Origin of the sequence: Pseudomonas sp. HS-18 (assembly GCF_020401845.1) — a bacterium.
Taxonomy (GTDB): Bacteria; Pseudomonadota; Gammaproteobacteria; order Pseudomonadales; family Pseudomonadaceae; genus Pseudomonas; species Pseudomonas nitroreducens.
Genome location: NZ_CP084413.1, coordinates 2,079,748 through 2,095,387 on the forward strand (window position 1 = coordinate 2,079,748; position 15,640 = coordinate 2,095,387).

A 15,640-nucleotide genomic window follows, 5' to 3' on the forward strand; every position below is an offset into this window, starting at 1 on the left:
GTAAAGCTTCGGTAAAGATTAGGTGAGGCCCTGCTGGAATCTTTACGAAAGCCCGGGCCAGAGCGGCCCAGGCCAGCAGTGCGGAGGGTTCAGGGCGCGTAGAAGTAGCCGCGCCCGCGCAGAGCGAGGATGCGCGGGCGGCCGTCGGGGTGGCCGCCGAGCTTCTTGCGCAGGTTGCTGACGTGCATGTCCAGGCTGCGGTCGTACAGCGTCAGCTTGCGGCCCAGCGCGAGCTGCGCCAGGGCCTGCTTGTCCAGTGGCTCGCCCGGTTGGCGCAGCAGGGCTTCGAGGATGCGGCTCTCGGAGAGGGTCAGGCTGATCTCTTCGGGGCCGATGCTGACCACGCCGCGCGACAGGTTCAGCGCCAGGTCGCCCAGTTCCAGTTGCGCGGCGGGTTGCGCCGGGTGGCTGCGGCGCAGCACGGCGCGCAGGCGGGCGGTCAGTTCGCGCGGGTCGCAGGGCTTGGCCAGGTAGTCGTCGGCTCCCAGTTCCAGGCCGAGGATACGGTCCAGCGGCTCGCCTCGGGCGGAGAGCATCAGCACCGGCAGGTCCGGGTGGTCGCTGCGCAGCGACTTGAGCAGCTCCAGGCCGCTGCCGTCGGGCAGCATGACGTCGAGCACGACCGCGTCCGGCGCTCGGCTGCCGAGTGCAGCACGGGCCTGCGCGCCATCATGGGCGGCGCGGATGCTGAAGCCTTCCTGGGTCAGCCAGGTGCTCAGCAGTTCGCAGAGTTCGACATCGTCGTCGATCAGCAGCAATTCACTCATGCAGGGACATCTTTCAGTTGATCCATTCGCGGCGCTGGCGGCGCCTGCCGCGGGCCAGTGCACCGAGGATGAAGGCCAGCAGGGCCGTGCCGGCGCCGGCGACGTACCAGGTCTGCTGCTCGGTTAACAGGCGAGGCGGCTGGTTGGCCTGCGCTTCGCGCAATTGCAGTTTCAGGCGCTGGTTCTCCTGGCGCAGACCGACGATCTGAGCTTCGTCCTGGCTATTGTCCGGGTTGGCCAATTGTGTGGCCAGAACCTGGCGCTGCTGCTCGCTTTCGGCGAGGCGGCTTTCCAGTTCCTTCAGGCGTTCAGCGGTTTCCTGCTCGGCATTGGCCTCGGTACTGGGGGCATTGTCGGGCAGGGCGGCGGGCTGAGTATTGGACAGTGCCGGTGCCGGTGGTTCCGTGGCGGGCTCTTCGGCCAGGGCGGCGGGGGGCAGGGCGAGGCAGAGCAGCAAGGGCAGACGATACATCGGGACTCCTTGTTCGATGATACGGCGCCTGCCCGGATGGGCCGGCGGATACGACTGCGCATCCCCGGCGTCCCTGCCCTGGGGCTGCAACGATGGGGCGTCGTTACGGCAGGACTTTCTTGAATGGCTTGACCACGACTTCAGCGTAGACGCCAGCGGCGCGGTACGGGTCGGCGTCGGCCCAGGCTTGCGCGGCGGCCAGGGAGTCGAATTCGGCGACGATCAGGCTGCCGGTGAAGCCGGCGGCGCCCGGGTCGTTGCTGTCGATGGCCGGGTGCGGGCCGGCCAGGACCAGGCGGCCCTCTTCCTTCAGTTGCTCCAGGCGGGCGATGTGCGCGGGGCGCGCGGCCAGGCGGCGTTCTTGGGAGGCGGTGATGTCACGGGCAATGATCGCGTAGAGCATGTCAGTCCTTGGGTTTTTCGCCGGTAGGTTCATCGTGCATGTGGCGGGCCAGGAACACGCCCTGGCCGATCAGGAACAGCAGGGTCATGCCCAGGCTGCCGAATACCTTGAAGTCCACCCAGATACTCTGGAAGGTGAAGGCGACGAACAACTGGACACAGCCGCAGATCAGGAAGAACAGCACCCAGGCGATGTTCAGCTTCGCCCAGAGAGCGTCGGCCAGGTTGACCGCATGGCCCATGATGCGCTGGATCAGCGGGCGGTCGCCGATGAAGTGGCTGCCGGCGAAGGCCAGGGCGAACAGCCAGTTCACCACCGGTGCCTTCCATTTGAGGAAGGTTTCGCTGTGGAAGGCCAGGGTCATGCCGCCGAACACCAGGCAGGCGGCGAGCGTCACCCACTGGCCTTTGTCCAATCGGCGCTGCTTGATCAGCAGGGCGCCGTAGACCACCACGGAGGTGGCGATCAGCACGGCCGTGGCGCTGTAGATTCCCCCGACCGAGAAGCTCTGGCCGGCGAGTTCGACGTTGCGCGGGTCGAGCTTGTAGACGATGAAGAAGAGGATGAGGGGAATGAAATCGATGAATTGCTTCATTACGGCAGCCAGAGCCCAGTAGAGCCGGCATAATACCAACCTGCGGGTGAACTGAAAGGGCCATCCGCCCAACGCTGCGTCAGATCATGGTTTCAAGCCGTTGCCGCGGGAGCGTTGGCACAGAAGCGTCTATACAGAAAGTTATCCCCTCGTCCCCAGGAAACCGCATGCGAGTCGACCTGCACTGCCACAGCACCGCGTCCGACGGACAGCTCAGCCCGACCGCCCTGGTCGAGCGTGCCCACGGGCGCGGCGTGCGCGTGCTGGCGCTGACCGACCACGACACCCTCGACGGCCTGCCCGAGGCGCGCCGCGCTGCAGAGGCGCTGGGCATGGAGCTGGTGGATGGCGTCGAGGTCTCCTGCACCTGGGGTGGGGCGACCATTCATGTGCTGGGCTATGGCTTCGACGTGACGGCCGAGCCGCTGGTGAAGGCGCTGGGCGACCTGCACCGCGCCCGCTGGAGCCGTGCCGAGGAGATCGGCCGGCGCCTGGAAGCCAAGGGCATGCCCGGAGCCTTCGAGGGCGCGCGGGCGATCCAGGCGGAGCTGGGCGACAGCGAAAACGCGCCGGCACGCCCGCACTTCGCCGAGTTCCTGCTGCGCCAGGGCCATGTCAAGGACCGCGCCGAAGCCTTCCGCAAGTGGCTGGGCGCCGGCAAGCTGGGCGACGTCAAGCAGCACTGGCCGAGCCTCGCCGACGCCGTCGGCACCCTGCGCGCGGCCGGCGCCTGGGTCAGCCTCGCGCACCCCTACCAGTACGATTTCACCCGCACCAAGCGGCGCAAGCTGGTGGCGGATTTCATCGCCGCCGGCGGCCATGCGCTGGAAGTCTGTAACGGCCCGCAGCCGGCCGAGCAGGTCGGCGTATTGAGCATCCTGGTCCGCGAGTTCGGCCTGATGGTCACGGCTGGCAGCGACTTCCACGGTCCCAGTGATTGGTCGGAGCTGGGGCTGTACCGCAGCGTGCCGGAGGACCTGCCGCCACTCTGGCCGCGCTTCGCCAGTGCCGAGAACGCTATCGGGATCGAGGAGACTCCATGAGCCAGTTCTTTCAGATCCACCCGGAAAATCCCCAGGCGCGCCTGATCAAGCAGGCCGTGGAGATCGTCCGCCAGGGGGGAGTGATCGCCTATCCCACCGACTCGTCCTATGCGTTGGGTTGTCGCATCGGCGAGAAGGCCGCGGTGGAGCGCATCCGCCACATCCGCCGGCTGGACGACAAGCACAACTTCACCCTGGTCTGCCGTGACCTGTCGGAGCTCGGCCTCTACGCCAAGGTCGACACGCGCCTGTTCCGCTTGCTCAAGGCGCATACACCCGGCCCCTATACCTTCATCCTCAATGCCACTCGCGAAGTGCCGCGCATGTTGCTGCACCCCAAGCGCCGCACCATTGGCCTGCGGGTGCCGGCCTGCCCGATCGCCCTGGCGCTGCTGGAGGAGCTGGGTGAGCCGCTGATGAGCGTGAGCCTGATCCTGCCGGGGGAGACGGAGCCACTGAACGACCCCTACGAGATGCGCGACCAGCTGGAACACCTGGTCGACCTGATCATCGATGGTGGTTTCGGCGGCGGCGAAGCCTCCACCGTGATCGCCCTCACCGACGAAGACCCGGTGGTGGTACGCGTCGGCTGCGGCGATCCGGAACCCTTCATGGTCAACGCCTGAACACGCCCGGCGTGCTGGCTATACTCCCTCGTTCCATCGCCGAACCCGCGAGGTTGACCGCTTGACCAGCGTCGAATCCCTGCGCCGCGTGCTGTCCGGCATGCGCCCCACCGGGCGCCTGCACCTGGGGCATTACCACGGCGTGCTGCAGAACTGGGTGAAACTCCAGCACGAATACGAGTGTTACTTCTCCATCGTCGACTGGCATGCATTGACCACCGAGTACGACGAGACCGCCAGCATCCGCCAGCACGTGCGCGACATGGCCATCGACTGGCTGGCGGTGGGCGTCAGCCCCAGCGCGGCGACGCTGTTCATCCAGTCCCAGGCCCCCGAGCACGCCGAGTTGCACCTGCTGCTGTCGATGATCTGCCCGCTGTCCTGGCTGGAGCGTGTGCCCACCTACAAGGAACTGCAGGAGAAACTGGTCCACAAGGACCTCTCCACCTTCGGCTTTCTCGGCTACCCGCTGCTGCAGGCCGCGGATATCCTGATCTACCGCGCAGGCCTGGTGCCGGTGGGCTCCGACCAGTTCGCCCATGTCGAATTCACCCGCGAGATCGCCCGCCGCTTCAACCACCTGTACGGCGGCGAGGTGGACTTCGAAGACCGTGCGCAGACTGCCATCGCCCGCCTGGGCAAGAAGACCGGCAAGCTGTACGTCAGCCTGCGCCGGGCCTGGCAGGAGCAGGGCGACGCCGAAGCGCTGGAAACCGCCCGCGCGCTGCTGATGGAGCAGCAGAGCCTGACCCTGGGGGACCGCGACCGGCTGTTCGGCTACCTCGAAGGCAGCAGCCGCATGCTCCTGCCCGAGCCGCACACCCTGACCAGCCACGCACCGAAGATGCCGGGGCTGGACGGGCAGAAGATGTCCAAGTCGCACCACAACACCATTGCCCTGCGCGACAGCCCGGCCGTGATCGAGGAAAAGATCGCGCGCATGCCCACGGACCCTGCGCGCGTGCACCGTCGCGATCCGGGCGATCCGGAACGCTGCCCGGTGTGGCAGTGGCACCTGATCTATTCCGACGACGGCTGCCGCCAGTGGGTGCAGGAAGGCTGCCGCAGCGCCGGGATCGGCTGCCTGGACTGCAAGCGGCCGCTGATCGAGTCGATCCTCCAGGAGCTGGCGCCGATCCAGGAGCGCGCGCTGGACTACGAGGACAACCCCGAACTGGTGCGCAGCATCCTCGCCGAAGGCGCCGAGCGCGCCCGTGAGGCGGCGCGGGAGACCCTGGTGGAGGTGCGGCATGCCATGGGGCTGTCGTACCGCTGAGCACGCGGTCTTGCCGACTGCGTAAGCGGACTCCGTCCGCCATGTGCCGCCGGCCGGCTCGGAGCCGCCGGAAAACGATCGCGGACAGAGTCGCTCCTACCCGACAGTCCTGTACTCGGATCAGCCCTCACCCTAACCCTCTCCCAGGGGGAGAGGGGACCGTTCGGAGTAGGATGAAACCATGGCATCAGCCGGGACGGACGGCTCCCTCTCCCTTCAGGGAGAGGGCTGGGGAGAGGGAGGAACCCCCGAGCACGGACTCGCAGAAGAAGACAGTTGCTCCTACGCACAGGTGTGCCGAGTGCGCTGCGAATCCGCCAAAAGCCCCTCGCGCCGCCGGCAAAAGCAGGGATAATGCCGCCTTCCAACCCTGAGCCTGACGAGTGGCCGATGAGTGACCTGACCGAGCCGGAAGCCCCTGCCGCCGCCCCTGAATACCAGGTGCCGGTGCAGCTGGCGCTCGTCTACGGCGAGGCCCTGACGGAGATGCCGCAGGACCTGTACATCCCGCCGGATGCTCTGGAAGTGTTCCTCGAAGCCTTCGAGGGCCCGCTCGACCTGCTGCTCTATCTGATCCGCAAGCAGAACATCAACATCCTCGACATCCCCGTGGCGGAGATCACCCGCCAGTACATGGGCTACGTCGAGCTGATGAAGTCGGTGCGCCTGGAATTGGCCGCCGAGTACCTGGTAATGGCCGCCATGCTCGCCGAGATCAAGTCGCGCATGCTGCTGCCGCGCTCGGCCGAGGCCGAGGAAGAAGAGGACGACCCGCGCGCCGAGCTGATCCGCCGCCTGCAGGAGTACGAGCGCTTCAAGAAGGCCGCCGAGGACCTCGACGAACTGCCGCGCCTGGGTCGCGACTACGTGGTGCCGACCATCGCCGCGCCGGATGCGCGGGCGCGCCGGCTGCTGCCGGACGTGGACATGCAGGAGCTGATGCTGTGCATGGCCGAGGTGTTGCGCCGCGCCGACCTGTTCGAAAGCCACCAGGTCACCCGCGAAATGCTCTCCACCCGCGAGCGCATGAGCGAGATCCTCGAGCGCCTGAAGGGCGAGGGTTTCGTGCCCTTCATCACGCTGTTCCGTGTCGAGGAAGGCAAGCTGGGCGTGGTGGTGACCTTCATGGCGGTGCTGGAACTGGTGAAGGAGCAACTGGTGGAGCTGGTGCAGAACGAGGCCTTCGCGCCGATCCACGTCCGTGCCCGCAGCGAGGTGCAGGAAGGCGCTGCACCCGTCGAGGAGGTGCTGGAGGAGGGCGACGAGGATGTCTTCGAGCCCCGCGAGGAGGTGCCGGCTGACCTGACCTTCGAGGACGGCCACTTCGACGAGATCGCCGAGGCCGGCAGCGAGCCGGACGAAGAACCGCTGTGATCCGACAGCGTTGCCCTGGCGCCGCGCTTTGAGTAGTTTTCCCGCCTGTACCGCAACCTTATGACCTGACCCGAGCTTCCCGATGAATCTCTCCGACCCGCAAGAACTGGCGACCCTGCTCGAAGGCATCCTCCTGGCTGCCGGCAAGCCCATGTCGCTGGAGCGCCTCGGCGAGCTGTTCGAGGAAGCCGAGCGCCCCGAGCCGCAGCAGTTCCGCGACGCGCTGGCGGTGCTGGGCCTGTCCTGTGCCGGGCGGGCTTATGAACTGAAGGAAGTTGCCACCGGCTACCGCCTGCAGGTGCGCGAGAAGTTCGCCTCCTGGGTGGGCCGTTTGTGGGAGGAGCGCCCGCAGCGCTATTCCCGCGCGCTGCTGGAGACCCTGGCGCTGATCGCCTACCGCCAGCCCATCACCCGTGGCGAGATCGAGGAAATCCGTGGCGTCGCGGTGAACACCCAGATCGTCAAGACGCTGATGGAGCGCGAGTGGATCCGCATCGTCGGCTACCGTGAAGTCCCCGGCCGCCCGGCCATGCTGGCCACCACCCGGACCTTCCTCGACTACTTCAACCTGAAGAGCCTGGAGGAGTTGCCGCCGCTGGCCGAGCTGAAGCTGATGGAGCCCGAGCCGCAGCCGATCCTCGAGGACATGGCGCCCACCGTCAGCCTGCCCGGCCCCGAGGAGTACGACGAGGACTACATCCCGCCGTCCCTGCAGGCACTGGCCGACCAGGCCGTGCGCGATGCCGGCGAGGAGCCGGAGCCCGCGCCGCCGGAAGAACCGAAGGAAGAAACCAGCTTCCGCAGCCTGCTCGCCGAGCTGGACGAGATGGAGCAGGGCCTGAAGACCGACTTCGACGACCTCATCGACCTTCCGCCGAGTGACGACGAAGACAGCGGCGTGGATGCCGATTTCAGCGGCGTCCACGGCCTGCCCGAAGTCGCGTCCGACGCCGAGGCTGCAGGTGCCGCCGAACCCGGTGCGCCAGCCGAGCCCGCTGCGCAGCCGGAACCGGCGCCCCAGCCACCGGCCCCCGCGCCGGAAGAAGAGTGGGACGAGGAACGCGCCCTGCGCGAAGCCATGCGCGAGGAAATGGAATTCAACCGGCTCAATCGCGACCATTGAGACCCATTCACCGGCGTTTTCCAGCTGTTCGGTGATTGACTTCCGCCCTCGGCGCGACGACCTTATGTGCCGCGTTCGAAAGGCGCTGGCGACTACACCCGGGGGAGTCGCCGGAATCCCACCTGTTCGATGCCCCTCTAACAACATTCCACAGTGGCCCGGCGCTTCGCGCAGGCTGCTGAGTACCCATATGAAAAGAACTCCAATCAGCCGTATCTGCTGGCTCGGTCTCCTGCTGGGCCTGACCAGCGCTTCGCTTTCCGCCGCCCAGGCGCCTGCCGATGCTCCTGCCGTACCGCTCGCCGGCCAGTCGAAGGACGCCTTCATCGACAGCCTGATGCAGCGCATGACACTGGAAGAGAAGATCGGCCAGCTGCGCCTGGTCAGCGTCGGGCCGGACCATCCCAAGCCGGTACTGCTGAAGGAAATCGCCGAGGGCACCACCGGCGCAGTGTTCAACACCGTGGTCCGTCCGGGCATCCGTGACCTGCAGGACGCGGCCATGAAGAGCCGCCTGAAGATTCCGCTGTTCTTTGCCTACGACGTGGTTCACGGCCACCGCACCGTATTCCCCATCGGCCTGGGGCTGGCGGCAAGCTGGGACCTGGCGGCCATTGAACGCAGCGCCCGCGTCTCGGCCATCGAGGCCAGCGCCGATGGCCTCAACCTGACCTATTCGCCCACCGTCGACATCGCCCGCGATCCACGCTGGGGCCGTGTTTCCGAAGGCTTCGGCGAAGACGCCTGGCTGACCAGCAAGGTCGCCGCCGCAGTGGTCAAGGGCTACCAGGGCAAGGGCCTGAACCAGCCGGAAACCATCATGGCCGGGGTCAAGCACTTCGCCCTGTACGGCGCCGGCGAAGGCGGCCGCGACTACAACACCGTGGACATGAGCCCGCAGCGCATGTTCCAGGACTACCTGCCGCCTTACCGCGCGGCCATCGATGCCGGCGCCGGCGCGGTAATGGTCTCGCTCAACAGCATCAACGGCGTGCCGGCCACCGCCAACAAGTGGCTGCTGCAGGACCTGCTGCGCAAGCAGTGGGGCTACAAGGGCCTGACCCTGAGCGACCACGGCGCGGTGCTGGAGCTGATCAAGCACGGCGTGGCCGCCACGGAGCGCGATGCCACCCAGGCAGCGATCAACGCCGGCGTCGAAATGAACATGAACGACGACCTCTACGGCAAGCACATGCCCGAGCTGCTCAAGGCCGGGCTGATCAGTCAGGACGAGATCGACCGTGCCTGCCGCGACGTGCTCGCCGCCAAGTGGGACATGGGCCTGTTCCAGGACCCGTACCGTTACCTGCAGGGCAAGGACCCGGTGGATAACGATGCCGAAGAGCGCCTGCACCGCGCCGACGCCCGCGAGATCGCGCGCAAGGGCATGGTCCTGCTGAAAAACGAGGGTGGTGTGCTGCCGCTCAAGCGCGACGGCGTGATCGCCCTGATCGGCCCGCTGGCCGACAGCAAGCGCGACGTGATGGGCAGCTGGTCCGCCGCCGGCAAGGCCTTCCAGGCCGTGACCGTGCTCGAAGGCATGGGCACCGCCACCCGTGGCCACGCCGCGCTGCTCTACGCCAAGGGCGCCAACGTCACCGACGATCCGGAGATCGTCAAATACCTCAACGAGTACAGCGACGATGTGAAGGTCGACCCGCGCAGCCCGAAGGCCATGATCGACGAAGCCGTCGAGAAGGCGAAGCAGGCTGACGTGGTGGTGGCCGTGGTCGGCGAATCCCAGGGCATGGCCCACGAGGCGTCGAGCAAGACCAACCTGCACATCGCGCAAAGCCAGATCGAGCTGCTCAAGGCCCTCAAGGCCACCGGCAAACCGCTGGTGCTGGTGCTGATGAACGGCCGGCCGATGGACCTGCGCTGGGAAAGCGCCAACGCCGACGCCGTGCTGGAAACCTGGTTCAGCGGCACCGAAGGCGGCAACGCCATCGCCGACGTGCTGTTCGGCGACTACAACCCGTCGGGCAAGCTGACCATGACCTTCCCGCGCTCGGTGGGCCAGGTGCCGATCTACTACAACCACCTGAACACCGGCCGCCCGTTCGACCACGAGCACCCGAACAAGTACACCTCGCGCTACTTCGACTCGGAGAACGGCCCGCTGTACCCGTTCGGCTACGGCTTGAGCTACACCGACTTCAGCGTCTCCGACGTGAAGCTGTCGGGCAGCAAGCTGAAGAAGGGCGACCAGCTGACCGCCAGCGTCACCGTGAAGAACACCGGCAAGGTCGCCGGCGAAACCACCGTGCAGCTCTACCTGCGCGACGTCGCCGCGTCCATCAGTCGTCCGATCAAGGAGCTCAAGGGCTTCGAGAAGATCCTGCTGCAGCCGGGCGAGTCGAAGGTGGTGCAGTTCCCGATCCGCGAGGAAGACCTGCGCTTCTATGACAGCCAGCTGCGCTATGCCTCGGAGCCGGGCGAGTTCAAGGTCTACGTCGGCCTGGATTCGGACAACGTGAAGGAACAGAGCTTCACGCTGCTCTAAGCGTTACCCGCTGCTGCAGACGAAAACGCCACGGCTGGTTCAGCCGTGGCGTTTTTCTTTGTCAGGCGGCTTTGGCGAGTCGTCGCGATCGCACGCCGATCAGCCAGCGCACTGTGCCCTGTAGCAGAACGGCCAGCAGTGCCGCCTCGGCAAAGCTGGGCAGGATGTCATTGCCTGGCAAACGCAGCGCCAGGCACAGGCAGAAAGCCGCGAAAGCCGGGCGCCCGGTGACCATGCCGCGCAACAGGGCAATGACGAACCCCGGCCCGTGCAGCCGCTGGGACGACACGCAAAGCACGATGGAGAGCAGCGGGAACACCGCCAGCAAGCCACTCCAGCTGGGGCCGGCCCAGCCGGCGAGGGCGGTGACGGCCAGCGTCAGCAGCGCGCCGGCGAGCATGCGCAGGCCCAGCTCGAAGCGGCCCAGTGGAGCGACGGCGGCGCTCAGCTCGGCACGGGGCATGCACAGCTGACTGGTCAACGCGCCCACGGCCGCAGCGAGCAACGCCCATACGGGCGAGGCGGGCAGTTGGGTCAGAGCCCAGCCGGCCACCAGCCAGGCGAGCATGGCGCCGGTCAATGCCAGCAGCCATCCATGGCGCCGACAGATCCAGGCATAGGCGAAGTTGAACGCTTCAGCGGCGAAGATCGCGGCCAGTGCGAGCAGCGCGGCGTGGGCACCGAAGTCGCGGCCGTGCTCCACGGTGATCAGGTAGAGGATCGGCCCCGCGATGGCGGGCAGGGCGGCCAGGCAGCCGGCCACGGCCGGGCCCCACCAGCGCCCGGAGAGCGAGACCAGCAGCAGGAACAGCGGAACGAGGGTGAGCTTGAGGGCGAGCATGGGCGAGGTCGGGCAGCGTGGACGGCGGATTCTAGCAAGGTGCGCACCCTTCGATTGCCAGGGTCGATGGCGCCGATGGGGAAATCGAGTTGGACCTTGGCGCCGCGCGGGTGTCCATTAGTAGAGACCCACTGACATTCATCCAGCCGAAACCACGAGGAAGTCCGTGAAGAGTCCGTGCATCAAGGTCTGCGAGTTCGAAGAAGGTATCTGCCTGGGCTGTGGCCGCAGCCGCGAGGAAATCAAGGCGTGGAAGCGCGTCGATCATCTCGGCCAGGAAGCGATCCGGGCCGAGGCCGACATGCGCCTGCTGGTGCTGGAGGCACAGGGGAAGCGGCTGTATCGCTGAACAGGCCAACCTGGCAGCTCTGTGCCCCGCCTTTCCCTCACCCTGACCCTGGCTGCGCGCCCCGCTCCAGAGGGAGAGGGGACCGTTTGGCGCAGGGAGAGCCAATGGCGCCAGCCGGAACAATCGGCTCCCTCTCCCTCTGGGAGAGGGCTGGGGTGAGGGGCTCTTGCGGGCAGCCGGTACCGTTTACCCCCGTGAGGCAACCATCACCTGCGCCGTATCCAGCATCCGATTGGAAAACCCCCACTCGTTGTCGTACCAGGCCATCACCTTCACCAGCCGCCCATTCACCCGCGTATGGCTGGCATCGAAGATGGCCGAGCGAGGATCGCGGTTGAAATCCACCGAGACCAGCGGCAGGCGGTTGAAGCCGAGGATCGGCGAAAGCTCGCTGGCACGCTCCATCAACTCGTTGATTTCCTGCGCGCTGGTATCGCGGCCGACCTGCACCGTGAGGTCCACCAGCGAAACGTTAATGACGGGAACCCGCACCGCCAGCCCCGTCAGCTTGCCGGCCAGTTCCGGCAGCACCAGGCCCACCGCTTCGGCGGCGCCGGTCCTGGTCGGGATCATCGACTGGGTGGCCGAACGCGCCCGGTACGGGTCGCTGTGGTAGACGTCGGAGAGGCTCTGGTCGTTGGTATAGGCATGGATGGTGGTCATCAGGCCGTGCTCGATGCCCAGTTCGCGGTGTAGCACCTGGGCCACCGGCGCCAGGCAGTTGGTCGTGCAGGAGGCGTTGGAGACGATCTGGTGTTCGGCGCGCAGGATGCCTTCGTTGACGCCGAAGACCACCGTGGCGTCGACACCCTGGCCCGGCGCCGAGATCAGCACCTGGCGCGCGCCGGCCTGCAGGTGCGCGGCAGCCTTGTCGCGAGAGGTGAAGTGGCCGGTGCATTCGAGCACGATATCCACCGCCAGCGCCTTCCATGGCAGCTGCGCCGGATCGCGGATGGCCGTGACGGCAATCACGTCGCCCTCTACCCTGAGACTTTCGGCGTCATGCTCGACCTGGCCGGGAAAACGCCCATGCACGCTATCGAACTGCAGCAGATGGGCGTTGATCGCGGCGTCGCCAAGGTCGTTGATCGCCACCACTTGCAGGTGCTGGCGATAGCCGCCCGAGTAGAGCGCGCGGACCACGTTCCGACCGATGCGGCCAAATCCGTTGATTGCCAGGCGTATAGTCATTGAGGTCGTCTCTTTTCTTTTGTTGTGGTAAAAACCATTAAATTTCCACGTCGTTGAAAAGTAAACGCCTTGGAATAAACAATTATGTTGTAAAAACAACAACTGATAGTCTGTAGGAGAATGCTGCCATGCACCCCCGTGTGCTTGAAGTCACCCAGCGTATCCAGGCCCGCAGCGCGGCCACGCGACAGCGCTACCTCGACCTGGTCAAGGCTGCCGCCACCAAGGGCCCGCACCGCGGCACGCTGCCCTGCGGCAACCTCGCCCACGGCGTTGCGGCCTGTGGTGATTCCGACAAACAGGCGCTGCGGCTGATGAACCAGGCCAACGTCGCCATCGTCTCCGCGTACAACGACATGCTCTCCGCGCACCAGCCGCTGGAGCGCTTCCCCGAGCTGATCAAGGACGCCCTGCGGCAGATCGGTTCGGTCGGCCAGTTCGCCGGCGGCGTGCCGGCCATGTGCGATGGCGTCACCCAGGGCGAACCGGGCATGGAACTGTCCCTGGCCAGCCGCGACGTGATCGCCATGGGCACCGCCATCGCGCTGTCGCACAACATGTTCGATGCCGCGCTGTGCCTGGGCGTGTGCGACAAGATCGTCCCCGGCCTGCTGATCGGCTCGCTGCGCTTCGGCCACCTGCCGGTGGTGTTCGTGCCCGCCGGCCCCATGCCTACCGGTATCTCCAATAAGGAGAAGGCCGCGGTGCGCCAGCTGTTCGCCGAAGGCAAGGCCACCCGCGAGGAGCTGCTGGCTTCGGAAATGGCCTCCTACCACGCGCCGGGCACTTGTACCTTCTATGGCACCGCCAACACCAACCAGTTGCTGGTGGAAGTGATGGGCCTGCACCTGCCGGGCGCTTCCTTCGTCAACCCGAACACCCCGCTGCGCGACGAGTTGACCCGCGAAGCCGCCCGCCAGGCCGCGCGCCTGACGCCGGAGAACGGCCAGTTCGTGCCCATGGCGGAGATCGTCGACGAGAAGGCCATGGTCAACTCGGTGGTGGCGCTGCTGGCCACCGGCGGCTCCACCAACCACACCCTGCACCTGCTCGCCATCGCCCAGGCGGCCGGCATCCAGCTGACCTGGCAGGACATGGCCGACCTCTCCGAGATCGTGCCGACCCTGGCGCGCATCTATCCCAACGGCCAGGCCGACATCAACCACTTCCAGGCGGCGGGCGGCATGTCCTTCCTGATCCGCCAGCTGCTCGACGGCGGCCTGCTGCACGAAGACGTGCAGACCGTGGTCGGCAAGGGCCTGCGTCGTTATATCCAGGAACCCTTCCTCGATGGAGGCAAGCTGGTCTGGCGCGAAGGCCCGGCGGCGAGCCTGGACGAGAACATCCTGCGCCCCATCGACAACCCCTTCTCCCCGGAAGGCGGCCTGCGCCTGATGGAGGGCAACCTGGGCCGCGGCGTGATGAAGGTCTCTGCCGTTGCGGTGGAACACCAGGTCGTCGAGGCGCCGGTGCGCATCTTCCATGACCAGTCGAGCCTGGCCGCCGCCTTCAAGGCCGGCGAGCTGGAGCGCGACCTGGTGGCCGTGGTGCGTTTCCAGGGGCCGCGGGCCAATGGCATGCCGGAGCTGCACAAGCTCACGCCGTTCCTCGGCGTGCTGCAGGACCGCGGCTTCAAGGTTGCGCTGGTTACCGACGGGCGCATGTCCGGCGCGTCCGGCAAGGTGCCGGCGGCCATCCATGTGTCCCCGGAAGCGCTCAATGGCGGCCCGCTGGCCAAGCTGCGCGACGGTGACCTGGTACGCGTCGACGGCACCACCGGCGAACTGCGCGTGCTGGTGGATGCGGCGGAATGGGAGGCGCGTCCGCTCGTCGAGACTCCGGCCATTGATAACCTGGGCATGGGCCGCGAGCTGTTCGCCTTCATGCGCAATGCCTTCAGCCCGGCGGAGCAGGGCGCCTGCAGCTTCACGGCTGAACTGAACGGTCCGAGCTGACTGTCGCAGCGCCCCGCGCGAAGGGACTGCCTGTCCATCGCGCGGGGCGTTTTCGGCGCTGGCCTATGCTGGCATGATTCCGCGCCGCACCCTTTCACCCAACTTCCAGGCCCGAGCCCGCAATGAACTCCAACAAAGCTCACTCCGCCTCGAACGGTTTCGCCCTGGTCGGCGACATCGGTGGCACCAACGCCCGCTTCGCCCTGTGGCGCGGTGAAGTCCTCGAATCCATCGAGGTCCTGGCCTGTGCCGACTATCCGCGCCCGGAAGACGCCGTGCGCGATTACCTGCAGCGTGTCGGCCAGCCGCTCTCTTCTGTCGAGAATGTCTGCCTGGCCTGTGCCGGCCCGGTCGGCGCCGGCGACTTCAAGTTCACCAACAACCACTGGGTCATCCAGCGCGATGCCTTCCGCACCGAACTGGGACTGAGCCACCTGCTGCTGGTGAACGACTTCAGCACCATGGCCTGGGCAGCCTCGCGGCTGTCGGAAGAACACCTGGTGCAGGTGCGGCCCGGCAGGGCGCTGGAAGGCCGCGCCAGGCTGATCATCGGCCCCGGCACCGGCCTGGGCGTCGGCAGCCTGATGCCGCTGCCGAACGGTGGCTGGGAAGTGCTGCCCTGCGAAGGTGGGCACGTCGACCTGCCGGTGACCTCCGAGCGCGACTTCGCCCTGTGGCAACTGCTGCGCGAGAAATACGGCCACGTTTCGGCCGAGCGCGTGCTCTCCGGCAGCGGCCTGGAAAACCTCTACCGCATGAGCTGCCAGCTCGATGGCGTGGAACCCAAATGCGCCACTGCCGCCGAGATCGGCGAGCGCGCCATGGCCGGCGACGCCTACGCCGACGCCGTGCTGGAGCACTTCTTCCTGTGGCTGGCGCGGGTCGCTGGCAACGCCGTGCTGACGGTCGGCGCGCTGGGCGGCGTGTACATCACCGGCGGCATCGTCCCGCGCTTCCTCGAACGCTTCCAGCGCAGCGGCTTCGCCGAGGCGTTCCGCACCCGCGGCAAGACCAGCGGGCCTTATCTCGATCCGGTGCCGGTGTGGGTCATGACCGCGGATCATCCGGGGCTGTTCGGCGCCGGCGTGGCCCTGGAACAGGCACTGCGCAACGAAGGCTGAT

The 15,640-nt window shown here is 66.8% G+C and carries 15 protein-coding genes; 9 read left to right on the plus strand and 6 right to left on the minus strand.

Annotation, left to right across the window (positions count from 1 at the left end; all coding sequences use genetic code 11):
- Positions 1 to 89: 89 nt before the first annotated feature.
- The 4 genes from LDJ84_RS09675 to LDJ84_RS09690 all read right to left on the minus strand — a co-directional run bounded on the left by LDJ84_RS09675 (position 90) and on the right by LDJ84_RS09690 (position 2,237).
- Positions 90 to 767 carry a response regulator transcription factor gene (locus LDJ84_RS09675; protein WP_065086337.1) on the minus strand — a complete coding sequence of 226 codons (678 nt, stop codon included), beginning with the start codon at positions 765 to 767 and terminating at the stop codon, positions 90 to 92.
- A 13-nt stretch (positions 768 to 780) separates the two neighbouring features.
- The gene (locus LDJ84_RS09680) at positions 781 to 1,239 is read right to left on the minus strand and encodes a hypothetical protein (protein WP_037011037.1); all 459 of its coding nucleotides are present in this window, start codon (positions 1,237 to 1,239) and stop codon (positions 781 to 783) included.
- A gap of 103 nt (positions 1,240 to 1,342) precedes the next feature.
- Positions 1,343 to 1,642 carry a YciI family protein gene (locus tag LDJ84_RS09685; protein ID WP_037011035.1) on the minus strand — a complete coding sequence of 100 codons (300 nt, stop codon included), beginning with the start codon at positions 1,640 to 1,642 and terminating at the stop codon, positions 1,343 to 1,345.
- Between the two features lies 1 nt (position 1,643).
- The gene (locus LDJ84_RS09690; RefSeq protein ID WP_037011033.1) at positions 1,644 to 2,237 is read right to left on the minus strand and encodes a septation protein A; all 594 of its coding nucleotides are present in this window, start codon (positions 2,235 to 2,237) and stop codon (positions 1,644 to 1,646) included.
- 167 nt (positions 2,238 to 2,404) lie between these two features.
- On the opposite strand from LDJ84_RS09690, the gene LDJ84_RS09695 reads away from it, so the two are divergent.
- From LDJ84_RS09695 to bglX, 6 genes are all read left to right on the plus strand, one after another.
- Complete coding sequence (locus LDJ84_RS09695) at positions 2,405 to 3,280, plus strand: PHP domain-containing protein (RefSeq protein WP_193453056.1); 876 nt, start codon at positions 2,405 to 2,407, stop codon at positions 3,278 to 3,280.
- Positions 3,277 to 3,906 (plus strand): L-threonylcarbamoyladenylate synthase, encoded by a 630-nt coding sequence (locus LDJ84_RS09700; protein WP_024766423.1) that lies wholly within the window; start codon positions 3,277 to 3,279, stop codon positions 3,904 to 3,906. The genes LDJ84_RS09695 and LDJ84_RS09700 overlap by 4 nt, the downstream gene beginning before the upstream one ends.
- 100 nt (positions 3,907 to 4,006) lie before the next feature.
- On the plus strand, positions 4,007 to 5,182 hold the full coding sequence (locus LDJ84_RS09705; RefSeq protein WP_263987031.1) for a tryptophan--tRNA ligase: 1,176 nt from the start codon (positions 4,007 to 4,009) through the stop codon (positions 5,180 to 5,182).
- A 519-nt stretch (positions 5,183 to 5,701) separates the two neighbouring features.
- Positions 5,702 to 6,556 carry a segregation and condensation protein A gene (locus LDJ84_RS09710; protein ID WP_226046571.1) on the plus strand — a complete coding sequence of 285 codons (855 nt, stop codon included), beginning with the start codon at positions 5,702 to 5,704 and terminating at the stop codon, positions 6,554 to 6,556.
- A gap of 82 nt (positions 6,557 to 6,638) precedes the next feature.
- Positions 6,639 to 7,679: an SMC-Scp complex subunit ScpB gene (scpB, locus tag LDJ84_RS09715; protein WP_193453059.1), complete on the plus strand. Its 1,041-nt coding sequence runs from the start codon at positions 6,639 to 6,641 to the stop codon at positions 7,677 to 7,679.
- A 205-nt stretch (positions 7,680 to 7,884) separates the two neighbouring features.
- Complete coding sequence (gene bglX, locus LDJ84_RS09720; protein WP_226046572.1) at positions 7,885 to 10,182, plus strand: beta-glucosidase BglX; 2,298 nt, start codon at positions 7,885 to 7,887, stop codon at positions 10,180 to 10,182.
- Between the two features lie 61 nt (positions 10,183 to 10,243).
- On the opposite strand, the gene LDJ84_RS09725 is transcribed toward bglX, so the two are convergent.
- Positions 10,244 to 11,023, minus strand: coding sequence for a hypothetical protein (locus LDJ84_RS09725; RefSeq protein ID WP_226046263.1), 780 nt, complete (start codon positions 11,021 to 11,023; stop codon positions 10,244 to 10,246).
- Positions 11,024 to 11,189: 166 nt separating this feature from the next.
- Here LDJ84_RS09725 and LDJ84_RS09730 point away from each other — a divergent pair, with 166 nt between their 5' ends.
- Positions 11,190 to 11,372: a DUF1289 domain-containing protein gene (locus LDJ84_RS09730; RefSeq protein ID WP_024766417.1), complete on the plus strand. Its 183-nt coding sequence runs from the start codon at positions 11,190 to 11,192 to the stop codon at positions 11,370 to 11,372.
- Positions 11,373 to 11,558: 186 nt separating this feature from the next.
- Here the strand turns inward: LDJ84_RS09730 and gap are convergent, their stop codons facing one another.
- Complete coding sequence (gap, locus tag LDJ84_RS09735) at positions 11,559 to 12,563, minus strand: type I glyceraldehyde-3-phosphate dehydrogenase (RefSeq protein ID WP_226046264.1); 1,005 nt, start codon at positions 12,561 to 12,563, stop codon at positions 11,559 to 11,561.
- 128 nt (positions 12,564 to 12,691) lie between these two features.
- On the opposite strand from gap, the gene edd reads away from it, so the two are divergent.
- Together edd and LDJ84_RS09745 are read left to right on the plus strand one after the other, a co-directional pair.
- Positions 12,692 to 14,518, plus strand: a complete 1,827-nt coding sequence (edd, locus tag LDJ84_RS09740; protein ID WP_226046265.1) for a phosphogluconate dehydratase — start codon at positions 12,692 to 12,694, stop codon at positions 14,516 to 14,518.
- Between the two features lie 122 nt (positions 14,519 to 14,640).
- Complete coding sequence (locus LDJ84_RS09745; RefSeq protein WP_024766415.1) at positions 14,641 to 15,639, plus strand: glucokinase; 999 nt, start codon at positions 14,641 to 14,643, stop codon at positions 15,637 to 15,639.
- Position 15,640: the final 1 nt, after the last annotated feature.